Genomic DNA, 18,944 nt, shown 5'->3' on the forward strand with positions numbered 1-18,944 from the left:
TCTGGTTTATGTGGTTTATTAAAAAGAACCACTTTGTATTTTTTTAAGTAGACCAGAATTATGGCAAGAATGGCAAAAGTTGTTGAACTTCCGTCGATTGCAAAGATTAATAAAAGCCAAGGAAAGATAAGTGCTCAACTGACCCAAGCTTTGCGTGAAGCTGTACAAAGTGGTGATTTACAGCCCGGCGATCCGTTGCCTTCTTCACGTGAATTGGCTCTAACACTTGGGGTCGCTCGCGGAACGATTATCGAAGCTTACGATCAGCTTTTAGCCGAAGGTGTGTTTGACTCTCAAGCACGAACGGGCACCTATGTGTCTCATGCTTTAACTAAAAAAACTACGCCGCAACATTCTCAAAAAGAGACCACACCTAACTCAATCCCTTTGACGAAATCGGCACGTTCTTATGCCCAAGTGCTTAAAGAGTTTAAACCACTTCCTCATGCCCCTTTTGCAGTATCTGTCCCGATTGCCCGTACCCAACCGAGTGATATTTGGCGTAAGTTTGGTAATAAATTTAGATCTCGAGGTGCTGGTGCTCCTTCGGGTTATGGCGAGCCTCAAGGCGTTCTATCACTCAGAGTTGCTATAGCAGACTATGTACGCCGATCACGCTCTGTCCACTGCGAACCTGAACAAATTGTAATTACTCCCGGTATTCAGCAATCACTTTATATTTGCAGCCAGATTTTATTTGAAGTAAAGGATGAAGTTTGGATTGAAGATCCAGCTTATCGTGGCACCACAGCCATTTTTGAACATGCTGTACAAAACATTCGGATGGTACGTGTTCCTGTCGATGAAGAAGGCATTCAGGTTGAAACTGGGATTAAGCTTTCTAAACATGCGCGTGCTGCTTTTGTGACACCGTCTCACCAATATCCACTTGGCATGCCGATGAGTCTAGCAAGGCGTACGGCTTTATTGGCTTGGGCAAAACAGCAAAATGTATGGATCATTGAAGATGACTATGACAGTGAACTCCGTTATAACGGTCAGCCCTTCCCATCGTTACAAGGTATGGCACCCGACCAAGTCATTTATCTTGGGACTTTCAGTAAAGTCCTATTTCCATCACTTAGACTTGGCTATGCCGTGTTGCCTAAAGAATTGGTGGCACCTTTTTGTGGGCTAAGAGTATTAATTGATCGACACCCACCTGCTGCCGACCAGCATGTTTTAGCTGCTTTTATTCAAGAAGGTTATTTAGAGCGGCATATTCGACGGACTCGGAATGTCTATGCAGAAGTTCGAGAATACATTATTGGCTTGATTGAAAAATACATACCTCAAGAACTGGCTTGGTTACAGCCGGGCGATCAAGGCATGCATATGGTGTTATGGCTTGCTCATCATATTAATGACATTGACGTTGCAAGCTCGGCAGTCGGTGCAGGCATTGCGATTAAAGCAATTTCACCGACATTTTCAAAAGAACAACAACGTCCGGGGTTAATTGTTGGCTTAGGCGACTTTGAACCTGAACTGATGAGACAAGCCATCAAAAAACTATCAAAGATTATTCAACAACATGACAAGCCGACTTAGATATAGCCTACAACAGCAACCATAGATGAATGGCAAATGGCCCAATCAATACCATTAAAATACCAGCAATAACCATGGTCAAACTGGCAATTACACCTTCTTCACTATTGCGCTGCTGTGCTCTAACTGTACCAAAACCGTGGGCTGCATTTCCGAAAGCTGCCCCATTTGCTACATTAGAACGGATTTTAGTAATCGCTAAAATTGCATCGCCGCAAATCATACCAACCAAACCAGTAATAACGGTAAATAGTGAAACCAATGCTGCCGAACCGTGAATATCTTCCGCTAAAATCATGGCAAATGGTGTTGAAATAGAACGTGCCATTAAACTGTTGGTCACTTCTGGGCTAAAGTGGAACCACTGTGCCATTTCATAGGCAGACATCACACCTACACTCATCCCCACAATAATCGCAATCGAAAGGACCCCCAGGTTTTTACGAATCGTTTCCCGATAACGATAAATCGGTACAGCGAAAGCAACCGTTGCTGGTCCTAATAAATTAACAATCCACTGCGTATCTTCAGCATATGTTTGATATGAAATTCCAAAAATCGTCATCAAAATAATGGTGAGTACAGGCACGCTAATCGCAGGCGATAACCAAAGTTTTGGATTTTTCTGATAGATTTTCTTTGCCACAACATAGGCGACCAAAGTCCAGATCAGGCAAAGAATTGACCAAATATTCATGTCATTTGCTCTTTAGATATGCTTATGTTGAAGACGTTTTCGAGCATGCAAATAAGCTTTCAAACGATTGTAATAATGAATCGTCAGACATGTACTGAGCATGACCGAAATGGTCCCAACCGCAATGCTCAAGACAATTTGCCAGCCTTCGGTCATAAATAAAGTTTTATACTGAACTACGGCGACTACAACGGGCACGAAAAATAGTAACAGTTCACCTAAAACAACGGTTGCTCCCATTGCCACCTGATCCATTTTGATAATTTTAAAGAACAGGCATAGAAGCAATAAAAACATACCTAAAATTCCTGCCGATACAGGCACACCGAGTTTTTGATGTAAGAGATATCCGACCCACCAAAAACTAGCCAAAATCAAAATTTGTTTAACTAAAACTAAAAATGAAGGTTGTGTGGGTGTTCCAGAAGCAGATTCAGTACTCATTTTGCGAAATTAAATGGTTAACTACACTATTATGCTATCTTGGTTAAAGCTGCTAAATATGAATTATTCATGTTATTATCATTCAAAAATGGAATAATTTATTCTTTATTATGCTTTCTCTAAAATCACTACATTGCTTCGTTACGCTGGTAAAAACTAAAAGTTTTACCCGTACTGCTGAAGAGTTGTATCTGACTCAACCGACTATTAGTAAAATATTACAGCAGCTTGAAGAGCAACTTCAGGTACAGCTTTTGGTTAAACCTGATCATGGCCGTAAAAGACAAATTGAATTAACTGAAATTGGAGAGCGGATTTATCAACATGCGATTGAGCTTCTTCAAGCAGAACAGAACATCTTTCTTGAGATAGAAAACTACCAACAATTAAAAACAGGAACTTTAAAACTTGGCGTTCCGCCTTTAGGCTCACAGCTCTTAACGACTGCTCTATTTGATTATCATCAACAATTGCCAGCTATTGAATTAGCTTTTATGGAAGTGGGTTCACGTGGTATTGAACAAGCTTTGCTTAATAACGAGTTAGATGTTGGCGTTTTATTGCAGCCTTTTGATACGCAAATCTTTAATAGCATTGAGCTATGTAACTACCCTTTAATGGTTCTTTTACGTCGGGATGCGAGTTGGGCAACCCGCAAAAAAATAAATCTAGAAGAGCTACAACACCAATCATTTTTAATGTTTCCTGAAAATTTCTCTTTAAACAGTATTATTCTCGATGCCTGTAAACAGCATGGTTTTTATCCAACCATTGCTTGCCGTACCAGCCAATGGCACCTCTTGGCAGATATGGTGCTACAACGTATGGGGATTGCGCTTCTCCCACAGTATTATACCGACATGCTTGACCCTAGTTTATTTGCAGCGGTACCACTCGAAAAACCAAATATTCAGTGGCATTTAGTCATGGCTTGGAAAAAGAATCTTCCTGTCTCACCAGCCGTACAGGCATGGCTGAACATTGTTCGTCAACATTTTCAGCACATTAAGCCCTAACGTAGAACACTGAAATGGCTTAATTCAAAAACCGATAAAGCTTTTCCACAAAAAAGCTACCCAATCTTGGATCAGCTCACTTAGACTAGATCCGATTGTTTTATGACATGGACAATAACAATGAATAATGAACATTTTAAGCTGTACACAGATTCACAATTTCTAAGCCCCTACGCGTTTACAGTTTTTGTAGGGCTACATGAAAAACAAATTCCATTTGAAATAGCGACCATCAACTTAGGCCAGCAAGGCCAGTTTGAAAAATCTTATGTAGCAAAGTCATTAACTGCCAAAGTGCCTGTACTTGAGCATAACGATTTTGCCTTATCAGAATCATCTGCCATTTTGGAATATCTTGAAGAGCTTTATCCAAACACATCTATTTATCCAAAAGATATTCAAGCACGCGCAAGAGCAAGACAAATTCAGGCATGGCTCCGATCAGACTTAATTGCACTAAGAACTGAACGACCAACCGATGTTATTTTTATTCAGCCCAAGTCCACTCCACTTTCAGAAGAAGGCAAAAAAGCTGCGGAGAAACTTTTCTTTGTTGCAGAAAAACTTCTTGCGTCTGATGCCGAATTTCTTTTTGGTTCATGGAGCATTGTGGATGCTGAACTTGCCCTGATGCTGCAACGCCTTATTCAAAATGGTGATGCTGTACCAGAACGTTTAAAAAACTATGCATTACAGCAATGGCAACGACCGACCGTACAAAAATGGCTTGCCTTGCGACATAAATAAATCCTTATATTTACACCAAACATGAGATAAAAAATGAGCGATTCAAACTATATTCCTCCACAAGTTTGGCAATGGACTGGAGAGAAAACCGATTTAAACCAACCTACCTCAGGTGCGCGTTACGAGCATACACTTCCAGTAGGGAAACATCCGCTCCAGCTCTATTCTTTAGCAACGCCTAATGGTCAAAAAGTCACTATTTTGCTAGAAGAGCTTTTAGCATTAGGTCATCAAGATGCTGAATATGATGCATGGCTGATTAAAATTGGTGAAGGACAGCAATTTGGCAGTGGCTTTGTCGAAATTAATCCCAACTCTAAAATTCCAGCATTAGTTGACCATAGCCAAAACCCACCATTAAGAGTGTTTGAATCTGGCTCAATTTTGCTTTACTTGGCTGAAAAGTTTAAAGCTTTCATTCCAACTGATATTGCTGCACGTACTGAATGCCTTAATTGGTTATTCTGGCAAATGGGTAGCGCGCCATACTTAGGTGGTGGTTTTGGGCATTTTTATGCTTATGCACCCATTAAAGTTGAATATGCGGTTAACCGCTTTGCCTTGGAAACAAAACGCTTACTTGATGTGTTAGATCAGCATCTAGCAAAGCATGAATATTTGGCTGGTTCTGAATATAGCATCGCTGATATTGCGGCGTTCCCTTGGTATGGTGGTCTTGTTAAAAACTGGGTGTATAACGGCGCGGAGTTTTTAGGTGTCGATCAATATAAAAATGTTCAGCGCTGGGCAGATGCGATTTTAGCGCGCCCTGCGGTTCAACGTGGTCGTATGGTCAACCGTACTTTTGGTGATTTAGCTACACAGTTGCATGAACGCCATGATGCGAGTGATTTTGAGACCAAGACTCAAGATAAAGTTTAATCATCATTTTTAAATAAAACCCACTTTTGCTCAAAAAGTGGGTTTTATCATTCTTCCAATAAAAATCTTATTGATGTAAAGAAAGTCCTTTAATTGCTTTATCAACTGCCTTTTTAGGTCCTCTTAACGCCACTCCGACCAAATTTAGTTGATTCGCATCGTCAGCTAAAAAAACCGCCCGATTATCCTCATCATTTCCTGTAGAAAACATGGCATGTACATAGGGAATTATCGTTAAATCTTGCTCAATTGCTTTCCGATGTGCTTTTTGTAGACCAGATAACTCCCCCTCAAATACCAACATCGGCTGCCCTAACATGTTGCCATACTCATAGCCATTCGCATCGATATAAGGTTTCCCCAACATTTCAGGTACAGCAGAGGCAATCCCCGTTGCCAAAAAAGCCACCACATTTAATCTCTGCCACGTCGCAAGATCATTACGGACAATCAGCGCAATTTTTGTGTCAAACATAAACCTCTTTCCTGAATCATAACTTTAACTCGCTCATCATGACTCATTTAGATTTTTCTCGTCTTGTACGTTTGTGCAGGAGCCATCACAAACGTACAAGACCATAAATTTGCGAGTCACTATGCTGGGTTGTTTTTGTTTCAGCAGATACGTTATGGAAATCTTTTTTTATACCTTGAGTGTGATGTATAGCCCTGGTCCTGTAAATTTTATGGGACTAAACGCTGGGCTAACCGGACAATTCAAAAGAACAATTTATTTTTTTATAGGTGTCGGTTGTGCAATGCTGATGTTATTCATGATTTTTGGATATATCGGTGCCGCGATCATTCCACAAAATGCCTTGCACTATATTGCTTTGTTTGGCGCGTGTTATACGTTTTACCTTTCATATCAAATGCTAAAGTCAGATATTGATATTAGTGACGAAGCCACTGAAGTTCAGGCACTTTCATTCTGGAATGGTTTCTGGATACAAGCTTTAAACCCAAAAGGAATTTTAGTGATTCTGCCTGTTACAACCATTATGTACCCGACAGCACATATCATTGGCGTTCAAATATTCTTAGTATCATTGCTCATTTCACTGGGTGCAGCTGGCGCGCCCTGTCTTTATTCTTGGGCAGGTGCAGTGTTAGGTAAAAAAATTAAAAATAAAATCTGGTTTAATCGTATAAACAAAGTCATGGGAATGATGCTAATCGTTTCTGGCATATTTATGTTTTATGATTTTTTGAAAGGCATGAGCCTAATTTAAGTTAAAGTCTATGTCAGCCTAAACAGGCTGGCTTTTGTTTAAGAAGAGAGCTTATTGATCATCCGCCATCGGGCTGGAGTCAATCCAAATGCTTTTAGAAAATGACGTGTCATATGGCTTTGATCAAAAAATCCTGCAATCAATGAAGCTTGAGTTAAAGACTCTCCATACATCAAACAGGACTTCACAACTTCCAGCCTACGCATGGTCATATATCGATGTGGACTTGTACCAAACAGTAGTCGAAAATCGCGTGAAAGACTCCAGCGGTCTCGTCCCACATTTTTTTCAATATCATCTAAAGAGATATTTTCATATAAAGAGGCATGTATAAATTCTCTAGCGCGCTCTGCTGCGACATAGTCATAAGAATGTGAGGTGCGCTGATTATTACCAGAAATTTCGTACAGTGTGGTTGCCAGATCATATAAAGCATCTTGTTTTTCTAAAGGATCAATATGTTGATCCATTCCCTGTAATAAAACATCAGTTGCTTTAAATAAACGGGGATCCTGACTCAAGCCATTTTCAAAAAATGGTAAAGGTTTACCTTTCATAATTTCCTGTAGGGTTGCAGGTTCTACGTACACCATCCGATATCTAAAACCATCTCGACTACCTGACTCTCCATCATGTTTTTCATCAGGATGTAAAACCATCGTCATACCCGGCTGGCTATGTTTCATCTCTCCACGATAATGAAAGCTTTGAACACCGGTTAATGTTCGACCAATGGCAAAAGTATCGTGACGATGCGACTCATAAGCATGATCGGTAAAAAAGGCTTCAATTCGTTCGAGACTATTCGGGTCAGAATTTCTAACAATCCAATCATTTGCATTGGGTAATTCAATCACATATTCACCAAAATTTTATATGTGCTAGAGAGCATTCTACCTATACGTTATACGCTATCGTTATTTTGAAAAATAGCCTGTATATAACTCACTCAGCCAAGCGACAAAAACGCGTACGCGTGGCGAGAGCTGCCTGTGCTGCGGATATAAAGCAGAAACAGACATCTTCGGGATTTCCCACGCAGATAAAACCTCAACCAACTGCCCGTCTTTTAACTCATTCGCCACATGGTAGCGCGGAACCTGAATTAAACCTGCCCCACGTAAAGCAGATAATACATAGTTTTCAGCATCATTTACCGCGATCCAGCTTTTCAAAAAATAATCTTGTTTTTTGCCATTCACCATCAATTCAAATGGATAATTCCGTCCGCCTGATGTCGAAAAGAAATTGACACAATAATGTGATAACAAATCTTCTGGTTGCTGTGGTGTTCCATGTTTATTTAGATAGTCAGGACTTGCGCAAATGACTTGTGGCATATCGACCAAATGTCTAGCAATTAAAGTGGAATCATCCAAACGCCCCGCTCTCACCACACAGTCTATCCCTTCCCGAATCAGATCAACCAAACGATCACCCGTACTAATTACAAGTTCAATGTCGGGATATAACTCGTGAAATTGATCGATATTGGGTAAAACAATTTTAGTCGCATGTGCGCCTGATAAATCGACACGTAATAAACCACGGGGCTGTGCAATTACATTCCGTAAAGATGATTCGGCATCATCAAGTTCCGATAATATTTGTGTACAACGCTCATAAAATGCTTGCCCATCTAGTGATGGTCTTACATGCCGAGTCGTCCGCTCTAGCAATCGACACTGTAAATTATTTTCTAACTCTTTAATGGCATTACTTGCTGTAGCGCGTGGGATATTTAGCTGATCGGCTGCCTGACTAAAACTACCCAGCTCTACTATGCGGGTAAAAAGTTGCAAGGTATCAAATTTATCCATGGTGCTCGCTTTTAACCCTATCTATTATTAATAAATATGGAATTATCTTATCCAATTATGAAGATTTATCCCATATTTCTATATTATTAAAATAAGCCATACCTACTCAAACAGGCAATCTAAAAATGAATATTTCAAGAAAAACAGCTCTGGTTACTGGCGCATCACGCGGTATTGGTCGTGCTATTGCTGAACGCTTAGCTCAAGATGGTTTTTATGTCATTGTTAACTATGCTGGCAATAAAGTGCATGCCCAAGCCACTGTAGAGCACATTATTGAGCAAGGTGGTCAAGCCTCAGCTATTCAAGCAGACGTTGCAAATGAACATGAGGTGAGTGGTTTATTTCAAGAAGCAAAAGCGATTAACGGTCAATTAGACGTTGTGGTTCATAGTGCCGGTATTATGCCTATGGCAAAAATTACCCCTGAAAGTCTGCCAGATTTCGATAAAGTAATTCATACCAATTTACGTGGTGCATTTTTAATATTAGCGCATGCAGCCGAAACAGTACCAGATGGTGGCCGAATTATTACGCTTTCAACGAGTGTAATTGCCAAATCTTTTCCTTTATATGGTCCCTATATTGCTTCAAAAGCAGGTGTAGAAGGTTTGGTACATGTGTTAGCAAATGAGTTACGTGGACGAAATATCACTGTAAATGCCGTTGCGCCCGGCCCGACAGGCACAGACCTTTTTTACAATGGAAAAACCGAAGAGCAAGTGGCAGCAATTGCAAAACTCGCTCCCTTGGAAAGAATCGGAACACCTGAAGAAATTGCCAGTGTAGTTGCCATGCTAGCTGGCCCAGATGGACGGTGGGTAAATTCACAAGTCATTCGAGTAAATGGTGGATTTGCTTAATATTTAAAACCATATGGATTATTTTAACCCATATGGTTTTTACCAAACGTTAAAATATTTTAAACATATTATTAGAAGAACTTTATAAGATTAATTAATACGGTTTTATATAAAATATTTAGCTTGCTTATTTATTAAAAAAATATATATAAATAGATATTACTTATTTTTGCTTATATTTAAAAACGCGTAAATTGAACAATAACAATCTGAATCGAAGATAAGGAATTATTTAAATGAATGCCAAATTAAATACTGAAAACCCATCTAGTTTTATCTCTTCGAGTTCTAATACATCTTTGTCAAAAGACACTATTCTTAGTAAAGCACAGCAATACGCACAAGACCATGAACTTAATTTTAGTGGCAGTTTATCACCTACTGATGCATGGCAGCTCGTACAACAAGGCGAAGCTGTTTTAGTTGATGTACGTACCAATGAAGAACGTAAATTTGTGGGTTATGTCCCTGAAAGTGTTCATGTCGCTTGGGCAACAGGCACATCGTTTAACCGTAATCCACGCTTTTTAAAAGAACTCGAAACAAAAGTTGGCAAAGACAAAACCATTCTTTTGTTATGCCGTAGTGGCAACCGTTCAGCACAAGCTGCCGAGGCCGCATTTAATGCTGGTTTTGAGCACATTTATAACGTTCTTGAAGGCTTCGAAGGCGATCTAAATGATCAGCAACAGCGTAATCAGAAAAATGGCTGGCGCATCCATCAACTTCCTTGGCAACAAGACTAATATTTTAATCAATTTTCAGTGAATCAAGGAAAGCTTGTGACTCAATGGAACATTAATGCGGTTGTACAAGGTTTACAACAAGCAAGGCATGACTGGCGTCAGCAGCAACACAGGACCAAAGAATTTGGGGGCCGTGAACTTCCATCTAAAGAAGCGTTAAAAGCTATTTTAGATGACCTATGTGGAATTTTATTCCCAATGCGTTTAGGCCCTGCTGACTTACGTCAAGAAACTGAAGATTCTTATATTGCCTATACTTTAAATCGGGTACTCACAGCCTTACATGCTCAAGTACAACTGGCTTTAAATTATGAAGCAAAACGTCATTTGAGTCATTCGAACGCAGTCCAACAGCCAGAAGAACTTGCTCAAAATATTGTGCAGGATTTTGCCAACACCTTACCCTCTATACGACGTCTTTTAGACGGCGATGTGCGTGCTGCTTATGAAGGCGATCCGGCGGCGCATAGTGTGGATGAGGTATTACTTTGCTATCCAGGCATATTTGCGATTATTCATCATCGAATAGCGCATCAACTGTATGCCCAAGTGCCTTTATTGTCGCGCATTATTTCCGAGTTGGCGCATTCTGCAACTGGTATTGATATTCATCCGGGTGCAAAAATCGGTAAAGGATTTTTCATCGATCATGGTACGGGTGTGGTGATTGGTGAAACTAGCGTTATTGGAGAGCGTGTTCGTATTTATCAGGCAGTGACCCTTGGAGCGAAACGATTTGAAACGAATGATGATGGTGGTTTGAAAAAAGACTATACACGCCATCCAATTGTTGAAGATGACGTGGTGATCTATGCAGGTGCTACTATTTTAGGTCGTATTACGATTGGTCGAGGGTCCATTATTGGGGGAAATGTCTGGCTTACACATAGTATTCCCGCAGGAAGCCAGATTTTACAGTCACCACTGGAGTCTTATCAAAAAAATCCAGAATTTAAATAAATCGTATTCATAATTTTATATATAAGAGTTTTAACCAATATATTAAAAACATGAATTTGGTATATATAAATCAGTTTATTACTTATTTATATTAAATTTTCATAAACATATGCTTATTCATAATAAGTGAACTGTGTTCATTTATTTATACCTTATTCATATTTTGAAAATCGAATATTTAATTCTAATCTGTTAACACGATAATTTAAAAATTTAACATTTTATAACCAAGCCACTGTAATAAGGAAAAATGATTCATGGCGAAAAATACTGACAAAGCCCAACTTGCGCTGGGGGACCACGCAGCCCGTCAACTGGCCAATGCAACCAAAACTGCTCCCCAACTTTCTACAATTACTCCCAGATGGCTGACTCACTTACTTCAATGGCTTCCTGTTGAAGCAGGTATCTACCGCTTAAACCGTGTAAATAATACTGATGATATTCAAGTCGCTTGCACACAACGTGATGAAGCAACTTTACCTCAAACTTTTGTTGATTATGACCCAGAACCACGCGAATACTTTTTAAATGGTGTGTCTACTGTTTTAGATGTACATACACGTGTTGCTGACCTTTACAGCAGCCCACACGACCAAATTAAAGAACAGCTTCGTTTAACGATTGAAACCATTAAAGAACGTCAAGAAAGTGAGCTTATCAATAACCCCGAATACGGTTTACTGGCAAGTGTGACAGATGACCAACGTATTTCGACTTTAAATGGCCCACCTACTCCAGATGATCTTGATGATTTGCTACGTAAAGTCTGGAAAGAACCGGGATTTTTCCTAGCACACCCTGATGCGATTGCCGCATTTGGCCGTGAATGTACACGCCGTGGTGTGCCACCTCCAACGGTTAGCTTATTTGGTTCGCAATTCATTACATGGCGCGGTATTCCACTCATTCCATCAAATAAAATTCCTGTAGAAGATGGCAAAACTAAAATCTTGCTGCTTCGTGTTGGTGAAAAGCGTCAAGGGATTGTTGGTTTGTTCCAACCAGGTCTTGCTGGTGAACAGTCACCAGGGCTTTCAGTACGCTTTATGGGAATTAACCGTAACGCGATTGCGTCGTATCTAATCTCGTTATATTGCTCACTTGCAGTACTCACTGATGATGCGTTGGCAGTATTAGATGATGTGGAGGTGGACAAATATCATGACTACCCAGTTAACTACAAGTAATCTGCAAGGTAGTCCAACGGGGCCTGAAGTGACTGGTGTTAATCCACCAGCCAACTTCCCTGATGAGTCCACCATTGCTCGACTTGCTAATGAGTTTTTTTCAGCATTACCAAGCTCAAGCAGTTCAGCTTCTCCATCGGGCCTTAACTTGGACTTACCTGTCGGAGCGCCACCGCACCCTCCACAACCAGGTGAACCATTTTCTGCACTGAGTGGTCGTGCGCCCAATATCGCCTTTCAGAAAAGTCTCAATCCGGAATATCCTGAACATATTCCAAATTTGCCAGACTACCCTGAACGCCGAATTGTAGCGTCTGCGCCTGTGGTTGGTGGAGCTAATTTGCCACGCCCACCATTTGAACCACATTTGCCACAAGCTACTCATAGTGAACCCAATGTGCCGCGCATTGAACCAAACTTACCCACTGGTGCAGGTGAATCACCTTATTATTTTTTAAATGATTTTTCTGCTCCCAATACAGCAGAACCGTCTGTTAAAGGTGTTGAAGATAATTATTCGGTTGCACAGTCTTTTCAATTGCCACATGGTGACCAGCTGAAATCATTGCTAACTGAAGATCGTTTTGCAACGAACACACCGCCCCAAAGTTCGGCAAGCTCTGCATTTTATTTTTTAGACTTGCCTCAAAGTGGACAAAGTTATAGTCACTATCAACCATCGCAACCCACTTTTGTAGCAAGTAGTGCTCAACCACTCGATGTGCATGCCATACGTCGCGATTTCCCAATTTTACAGGAACGCGTAAATGGTCGTCCTCTGGTCTGGTTGGATAATGCTGCGACCACACAAAAACCGCAGCGCGTGATTGACCGGATTGCTTATTTTTATCAGCATGAAAACTCAAATATTCACCGTGCTGCACATGAGTTAGCGGCTCGTGCAACCGATGCCTATGAGCATGCAAGAAATGTAGTTGCCCGATTTATTGGTGCACCCTCTTCTAAAGAAATTATCTTTGTTCGAGGAACAACCGAAGGCATTAACCTGATTGCAAAAACATGGGGTGAACAAAATATTGGCGAAGGTGATGAAATTATCGTTTCTCACTTAGAACACCATGCCAATATTGTGCCTTGGTATCAACTCACTAAAAAAACTGGAGCAAAATTACGAGTCATTCCTGTGGATGACACGGGCCAGATTATTTTAGAAGAGTTGCCAAAACTGATTAATGAACGCACTAAACTGCTGTCGATTACTCAAGTTTCGAATGCTTTAGGCACAGTCACACCTGTTGCTGAAGTCATTAAAATTGCGCATGCCAAAGGTGTACGTGTTTTAGTTGATGGTGCTCAATCTGTTTCGCACATCCCTACCGATGTACAAGCTCTCGATGCGGACTTTTTTGTGTTTTCTGGACATAAAGTGTTTGGGCCGACGGGTATTGGCGCGGTATATGCAAAACCAGAACTGCTAGAAAGCATGCCTGTTTGGGAAGGCGGCGGTAACATGATTCAGGATGTGACCTTCGAACAAGTAGTTTACCAACCTGCACCAAACAAGTTTGAAGCTGGAACTGGAAACATTGCCGATGCTGTTGGTTTGGGTGCTGCGCTTGAATATGTCGAAAGTCTAGGCATTCATAACATTGCTCGCTATGAACATGATCTACTCGAATATGGTCAAAATGCACTGAGCAGTGTGTCTGGTTTACGTCTGATCGGAACGGCACATCACAAAGCCAGTGTTATGTCCTTTACCTTACAAGGCTATTCAACTGAACAAGTCGGTAAAGCTTTAAATCAACATGGTATTGCCGTACGTTCTGGCCATCACTGTGCACAGCCAATTTTACGTCGTTTTGGTGTAGAACAAACCGTGCGTCCGTCTTTGGCTTTTTATAATACGACTGAAGAAATTGATTTATTGGTGTCGGTGTTACATCAACTGACGCGTAATAGACGTAGCAATTAAATCTATTTCTAGACTAGAAAAGACTGCTTTTGAGCGGTCTTTTTTATAAATTATTTACTGAACCTTATTGATCACAACTTCATATATAGGAACAAGTCAAAGTAGCTATCACAGCGGAGTCTTGTTATTTTAATTTCGATTCCTAGATTAACCTTCGGCTCGAGCTAAGAGTCATCTACAGCCTGCCCATAATTTGCAAAAATAATGTTTTTGCAACATTTTCTGATAGATGGAAACAGTGAACAGGTTCTGTAGATGACAAAGTTTTTTGGTTACTTTTTCCAAAAAAAGTAACAGAATTAGCTACTTTCTTCCGATGTATAAACGGTAAGACTCCGTCGCGACAGTCCATCCACTTATAAAGAAAACTAACTTAAACAAACAATCCCCAAATCAATCTCAACGCAATCCCAATTAATAAAACTCCCATCACCCGCTCAAAATACACCCCAAACTCTAAAAATCTTTTACGTACAATAGGCTGAGCAAACAGTACACTCACCACCATAAACCAGATGGCATTGACCATACACATCCAGACCCCATAAAAGACCTGAACTTTCATTGGTGTGGTCGTACTTACAATCGTCGTAAAAATTGCCAGAAAAAAGATGGTGGCTTTTGGGTTTAACGCATTGGTAAGAAAACCCATTGTAAACGCTTTAAGTAAACTCGGAGTGTCACTGTCTGTTTGTCCATTAATCTCAATATTAGGATTCGGCTGGCTTCGTAAACACTGCCATCCTAAATACACTAAGTAAGCTGCCCCCGCTGTTCTGATAAATGACATGAGCCATTCACTTTGCTGAATCAAAAAGCCAATACCAACCAGTGTATAAAACACATGTACTGAAATCCCCACACCAATACCAATTGCAGTTAGACATCCAATCAAATAGCCATAACGTACACTTTGTCTTACCGTAATCACAAAATCTGGTCCCGGTAAAATCACCGCCATAAAATGAATAAGAGCTAGCGTTAAAAACTCATGTCCATACAACTGCCACATAACAATTTAGTTTCCTGAAAATCAACTAAAAGATTGTATTGCGATTTTTTAGACGCGATAATCCAATCAAAATCCAAATAACTTTTGCCTCATGAGCACAAATCAAAGTCTGGTTCTGTTAAATGAAATGGCGACTTTCGTTAAGGTTGTCGAGTCGGAAAGTTTTTCTGAAACTGCCCGCCAGCTTGGTACAACACCTTCTGCTGTTAGTCGTGCGATTGCTCGTTTAGAACGTGCTTTAGGCACCCGCTTACTCTATCGGACCACACGGAAACTTCGTTTAAGTGAAAGCGGACAACAGGTTTATCAACGTTGTTTAGATATGGTAAATGCGGCGCAAGCAGTCATGGAAAGTTCTGGGCAATTTCATGTCGAGCCAGAAGGTATTATTCGCATGAGTGTTCCGAAAGCTGTGGGGCATTTTATGATTCATCCGCATTTACCCGAATTTTTAGAACGCTACCCGAAAATTGATATACAGATGCTTTTAGAAGATCGCTATGTAGACCTCATTGATGATGGAGTCGATTTAGCACTTCGAATTACAGAGCAACCACCGGGTGGCCTTATGGGTCGAAAGCTGATTGATATTGATCACTTGGTTTGCGCTACACCTGAATATTTAGCAAAGCATGGTACACCGAACCACCCTCATGATTTAAAGCAGCATGAATGTATTTACTTGGGCGAACAAGCCAGTGACTCAAAATGGAAATTTCAACAAGGAAACAAATCGATCAGTGTGGCTGTGCGTGGTCGTTATGCTGCAAACCATACAGGTGTGCGTTTGAGTGCTGCATTACAGCATTTAGGTATTGCGAGCTTGCCGTACTTCGTTGCACGTCATGCACTACAACAAGGTAGCTTAGTTCAGGTTTTACCAGATTGGTATTTTAAAACCTATTATAGTGGCGGGCTGTGGTTACTTTACCCACCGACACGGCATGTCCCGCCTAAATTGAGTGTATTGATTCAATATTTGGCTGATAAATTAGCAGCAGAGCCGACTTTATTTAAGTTAAAGTAATATAGAGTCAAGGAATTAGCACGATGGAATCCTACCTTTTAACCTCTAAAGCACTCAGTTAATTCTGTTACTTTTTTTGAAAAAAGTAACCAAAAAACTTTCTCATCTACAGAACCTGACCACTGTTTCCATCTATAAAAAAATATTGCAAAAATATTATCTTTATAAATTATGGGCAGGCTGTAGATGAATCCTAGCTCAAGCAAATACTATCTAGAATCCTAGTCATTAAGGGCTATGAGTAAAACTACTCAACCAATAAATCTTTTGGATTAATCGTATCGCCATAGACTGGTTTTAAAGTTTTTTCATAAGCCTGATGAATCACGCCTTCTTTAGCCAGTTTCTCTAAATCTTGGTTCAACCAGTCCAATAACTCTTTATCGCCTTTTTTCACTGCTGGTGCAATTAAATCCTGCTCACCTAAATTGGTAATGCCAACAGTGTAATTTGGATTTTCTTTAGCCCAAGCTAAAACCAGCAAGTTATCATGTGCCAAAGCAGCACCACGACCATCTTTTAAAGCATCGAAAGTTTCTGTGTTTTGCTCATACTTTTGTAGCTTAATTTCAGGGTGAGTCTTGGTGAAGAATGAATCAGCTGTTGTACCTTTGTTTACCAATAAAGTTTTATCTTTCAGTTGAGCCACATCAGTAATCGGATGACTTTTAGGGGAAACCACACCTAGTGCAACTTTTAAATAAGGTTTAGCAAAATCGACCACTTCTTTACGCTCTGGCGTAACGGTAAAGTTGGCAAAAATAATATCCACTTTATTGGCTTTTAAGTATTCGACACGGTTAGCCGCTTCAGTTAAAACAAACTCAACTTTGTTTTCATCGCCCAGCAAATCTTTCGCAACATGCTTGGCAATTTCTACATCAAAACCCTGATTTTTACCTTGAGCATCTAAATATCCAAACGGCGGTTTATCACTAAATACACCAATTCGTACTACGCCATTCTTTTTGATCTGTTCAATACTCGACACAGTTTGTGTGGTATCGGCCGTTTTTTCAGTAGACTGAGTTCCTTTGTCACATGCAACTAAACCCAAACTCAGTAAAGACGCAGCTAAAATATGCTTCACGTTTTGAAATGTTAATGTTGTCATTATTTCACCCTATCGTTCTTGTAAAAGTTTTATTTAAAATCGCAGCGCCTACTTTTAAACACTGCTCTAGCGATATCGAAAATTACTGGCCTACATCTAAAAACACATTCGGATTGACTGAGTCACCGTAAATTGGTTTCAAGGTTTCATCATAAATTTTTTTAATTTCACCGCTTGTTCTTAGCTGCTTGATTTCAGTATTGAGCCAATTCAATAATTGGGTATTACCCTTTTTAACTGCTGGTGCAATAAACTCTTGATCACCAATAGACTGAATACCCGCCACATAACTTGGGTTCTTCGCGGCCCACGCCAAAGCATATGTACTATCTTGTGAAATTGCGTCACCACGACCGTCGGTTAAAGCTTTGAAGGCATCCGAGTTTCTTTCAAACTTGAGTAAATTTACTTTAGGATAATGCTTGGTAAAGTAGGTATCCGAACTTGTGCCTTTATTTACAATTAAAGTCTTACCTTCTAATTGAGCAATGTCTGTAATCGGCTTAGCTTTAGGAGAGACAATGCCGAAAGCACCTTTTAAATAAGGTTCGGAAAAATCGACAACCTCTTTACGTTCAGGGGTTACTGTAAATGTCGCAAATACCACATCGGCACGATTTGATTTTAAAAACTCCACCCGATTTGAAGCTTCAGTTACAATAAACTCAACTTTTTTTTCATCACCAAGCAAATCTTTAGTCACCCGTTTTGCTAAAGCCACATCAAAGCCCTGATTATTACCCGCACTATCTACATAACCAAACGGCGGATCATCTGCAAAAACGGCAACTCGTAGTACTCCATTTTTTTTGACTTGCTCTAAAGAATGGTCTGTTTGAGCATTACTTGCCTGTTCAGTTGATGGCGTTTTACTACACGCAGTTAATAACACCCCAGCAACGGCAATACTGCTTAATATTTTTACTGAATTACGTTTAAACATTCACTTCCTCATGATTCAAATAATAAAAATTTAGTACGACAAAATATTTAAGAAAGCTTTCGCTCGTTCTGTTTTTGGCTGTTCAAAAAATTCTTCTGGTGAAGCCTGTTCAATAATCTTGCCCTTATCCATAAAAATAATGCGGTCAGCAACCTTGCGTGCAAATGACATCTCATGTGTCACAATCAGCATGGTCATGCCTTCATTCGCCAACTTAAGGACTACATCAAGTACTTCTCTGACCATTTCCGGATCAAGCGCAGCAGTAATTTCATCAAGTAAAATGACTTTAGGTTGCATAACCAGTGAACGCACAATAGCGATACGCTGCTTTTGTCCACCTGAAAGTTGTCGCGGATAATCGAGTTTTCGCTCAAATAGTCCCACTCGCTTTAACAACTCATCTGCGACTTGTTCAGCTTCATCACGGTGACGTTTTTGTACTTTAAGTGGTCCAAGCAAAATGTTGTCAATGACGTTCATATGCCCAAATAGCTCATAGTTCTGAAAAACCATGCCAATTTTTTGACGAGCATTAGTCCAGTCCACATCTTTACCAAGCACACCTGAGCCTGTTAAACGGATTTCACCACTCTGAATCGGTTCTAAGCCGTTAATACAGCGCAATAAAGTACTTTTACCGCAGCCCGATGGACCTAAAATAACTACCACCTCTCCTTGTTCTACATCCAGATCAATGCCCTGTAAAATATGACTTTGTGCAAATGATTTCTGTAATTGTTGTATCGATAACAAAGGCATAA

The 18,944-nt window shown here is 40.2% G+C and carries 20 protein-coding genes; 11 read left to right on the forward strand and 9 right to left on the reverse strand.

Annotated elements, in window-relative coordinates; genetic code table 11:
- Positions 1–60: 60 nt before the first annotated feature.
- A complete protein-coding gene (gene pdxR / locus AOLE_RS11620; protein ID WP_013198186.1) occupies positions 61–1,551 on the forward strand; it encodes a MocR-like pyridoxine biosynthesis transcription factor PdxR in 1,491 nt (496 codons plus the stop codon).
- 7 nt (positions 1,552–1,558) lie between these two features.
- Here the strand turns inward: pdxR and AOLE_RS11625 are convergent, their stop codons facing one another.
- Complete coding sequence (locus AOLE_RS11625; protein WP_005304352.1) at positions 1,559–2,248, reverse strand: LrgB family protein; 690 nt, start codon at positions 2,246–2,248, stop codon at positions 1,559–1,561.
- A 12-nt stretch (positions 2,249–2,260) separates the two neighbouring features.
- Positions 2,261–2,692 (reverse strand): CidA/LrgA family protein, encoded by a 432-nt coding sequence (locus AOLE_RS11630; protein ID WP_013198187.1) that lies wholly within the window; start codon positions 2,690–2,692, stop codon positions 2,261–2,263.
- A gap of 110 nt (positions 2,693–2,802) precedes the next feature.
- On the opposite strand from AOLE_RS11630, the gene AOLE_RS11635 reads away from it, so the two are divergent.
- The 3 genes from AOLE_RS11635 to yghU all read left to right on the forward strand — a co-directional run bounded on the left by AOLE_RS11635 (position 2,803) and on the right by yghU (position 5,337).
- Positions 2,803–3,708, forward strand: a complete 906-nt coding sequence (locus AOLE_RS11635) for a LysR family transcriptional regulator (protein WP_013198188.1) — start codon at positions 2,803–2,805, stop codon at positions 3,706–3,708.
- A 120-nt stretch (positions 3,709–3,828) separates the two neighbouring features.
- On the forward strand, positions 3,829–4,455 hold the full coding sequence (gene yfcF, locus AOLE_RS11640) for a glutathione transferase (RefSeq protein WP_013198189.1): 627 nt from the start codon (positions 3,829–3,831) through the stop codon (positions 4,453–4,455).
- Between the two features lie 33 nt (positions 4,456–4,488).
- Entirely contained in the window at positions 4,489–5,337 is an 849-nt protein-coding gene (gene yghU, locus AOLE_RS11645) for a glutathione-dependent disulfide-bond oxidoreductase (protein WP_013198190.1), read from the forward strand.
- 67 nt (positions 5,338–5,404) lie between these two features.
- On the opposite strand, the gene AOLE_RS11650 is transcribed toward yghU, so the two are convergent.
- Positions 5,405–5,812 (reverse strand): DUF2000 domain-containing protein, encoded by a 408-nt coding sequence (locus AOLE_RS11650; protein ID WP_005304339.1) that lies wholly within the window; start codon positions 5,810–5,812, stop codon positions 5,405–5,407.
- 154 nt (positions 5,813–5,966) lie between these two features.
- Here AOLE_RS11650 and AOLE_RS11655 point away from each other — a divergent pair, with 154 nt between their 5' ends.
- Positions 5,967–6,569 carry a LysE family translocator gene (locus AOLE_RS11655; RefSeq protein ID WP_013198191.1) on the forward strand — a complete coding sequence of 201 codons (603 nt, stop codon included), beginning with the start codon at positions 5,967–5,969 and terminating at the stop codon, positions 6,567–6,569.
- A gap of 38 nt (positions 6,570–6,607) precedes the next feature.
- Here the strand turns inward: AOLE_RS11655 and AOLE_RS11660 are convergent, their stop codons facing one another.
- Together AOLE_RS11660 and AOLE_RS11665 are read right to left on the reverse strand one after the other, a co-directional pair.
- Entirely contained in the window at positions 6,608–7,426 is an 819-nt protein-coding gene (locus AOLE_RS11660; protein WP_004793004.1) for an AraC family transcriptional regulator, read from the reverse strand.
- 60 nt (positions 7,427–7,486) lie between these two features.
- Complete coding sequence (locus tag AOLE_RS11665) at positions 7,487–8,389, reverse strand: LysR family transcriptional regulator (RefSeq protein WP_013198192.1); 903 nt, start codon at positions 8,387–8,389, stop codon at positions 7,487–7,489.
- A 125-nt stretch (positions 8,390–8,514) separates the two neighbouring features.
- On the opposite strand from AOLE_RS11665, the gene AOLE_RS11670 reads away from it, so the two are divergent.
- The 5 genes from AOLE_RS11670 (at position 8,515) to AOLE_RS11690 (ending at position 14,084) form a co-directional block, all read left to right on the forward strand.
- Positions 8,515–9,252 carry an SDR family oxidoreductase gene (locus AOLE_RS11670; protein ID WP_013198193.1) on the forward strand — a complete coding sequence of 246 codons (738 nt, stop codon included), beginning with the start codon at positions 8,515–8,517 and terminating at the stop codon, positions 9,250–9,252.
- Positions 9,253–9,488: 236 nt separating this feature from the next.
- On the forward strand, positions 9,489–9,998 hold the full coding sequence (locus AOLE_RS11675; RefSeq protein ID WP_013198194.1) for a rhodanese-like domain-containing protein: 510 nt from the start codon (positions 9,489–9,491) through the stop codon (positions 9,996–9,998).
- Positions 9,999–10,016: 18 nt separating this feature from the next.
- Entirely contained in the window at positions 10,017–10,958 is a 942-nt protein-coding gene (gene epsC, locus AOLE_RS11680; protein WP_081399167.1) for a serine O-acetyltransferase EpsC, read from the forward strand.
- A gap of 257 nt (positions 10,959–11,215) precedes the next feature.
- Positions 11,216–12,148 carry a family 2A encapsulin nanocompartment shell protein gene (locus tag AOLE_RS11685; RefSeq protein WP_001107602.1) on the forward strand — a complete coding sequence of 311 codons (933 nt, stop codon included), beginning with the start codon at positions 11,216–11,218 and terminating at the stop codon, positions 12,146–12,148.
- Positions 12,123–14,084: a family 2A encapsulin nanocompartment cargo protein cysteine desulfurase gene (locus AOLE_RS11690; protein ID WP_013198196.1), complete on the forward strand. Its 1,962-nt coding sequence runs from the start codon at positions 12,123–12,125 to the stop codon at positions 14,082–14,084. The genes AOLE_RS11685 and AOLE_RS11690 overlap by 26 nt, the downstream gene beginning before the upstream one ends.
- 373 nt (positions 14,085–14,457) lie before the next feature.
- On the opposite strand, the gene AOLE_RS11695 is transcribed toward AOLE_RS11690, so the two are convergent.
- Positions 14,458–15,096: a LysE family translocator gene (locus tag AOLE_RS11695; RefSeq protein ID WP_013198197.1), complete on the reverse strand. Its 639-nt coding sequence runs from the start codon at positions 15,094–15,096 to the stop codon at positions 14,458–14,460.
- Positions 15,097–15,187: 91 nt separating this feature from the next.
- On the opposite strand from AOLE_RS11695, the gene AOLE_RS11700 reads away from it, so the two are divergent.
- Entirely contained in the window at positions 15,188–16,123 is a 936-nt protein-coding gene (locus AOLE_RS11700; protein ID WP_013198198.1) for a LysR family transcriptional regulator, read from the forward strand.
- A gap of 247 nt (positions 16,124–16,370) precedes the next feature.
- Here the strand turns inward: AOLE_RS11700 and AOLE_RS11705 are convergent, their stop codons facing one another.
- The 3 genes from AOLE_RS11705 to AOLE_RS11715 form a co-directional block, all read right to left on the reverse strand.
- Entirely contained in the window at positions 16,371–17,237 is an 867-nt protein-coding gene (locus AOLE_RS11705) for a cysteine ABC transporter substrate-binding protein (protein ID WP_000209985.1), read from the reverse strand.
- Positions 17,238–17,319: 82 nt separating this feature from the next.
- The gene (locus tag AOLE_RS11710) at positions 17,320–18,180 is read right to left on the reverse strand and encodes a transporter substrate-binding domain-containing protein (protein ID WP_013198199.1); all 861 of its coding nucleotides are present in this window, start codon (positions 18,178–18,180) and stop codon (positions 17,320–17,322) included.
- A 30-nt stretch (positions 18,181–18,210) separates the two neighbouring features.
- Entirely contained in the window at positions 18,211–18,942 is a 732-nt protein-coding gene (locus AOLE_RS11715; RefSeq protein WP_013198200.1) for an amino acid ABC transporter ATP-binding protein, read from the reverse strand.
- Positions 18,943–18,944: the final 2 nt, after the last annotated feature.

The organism is Acinetobacter oleivorans DR1 (assembly GCF_000196795.1).
GTDB lineage: Bacteria > Pseudomonadota > Gammaproteobacteria > Pseudomonadales > Moraxellaceae > Acinetobacter > Acinetobacter oleivorans.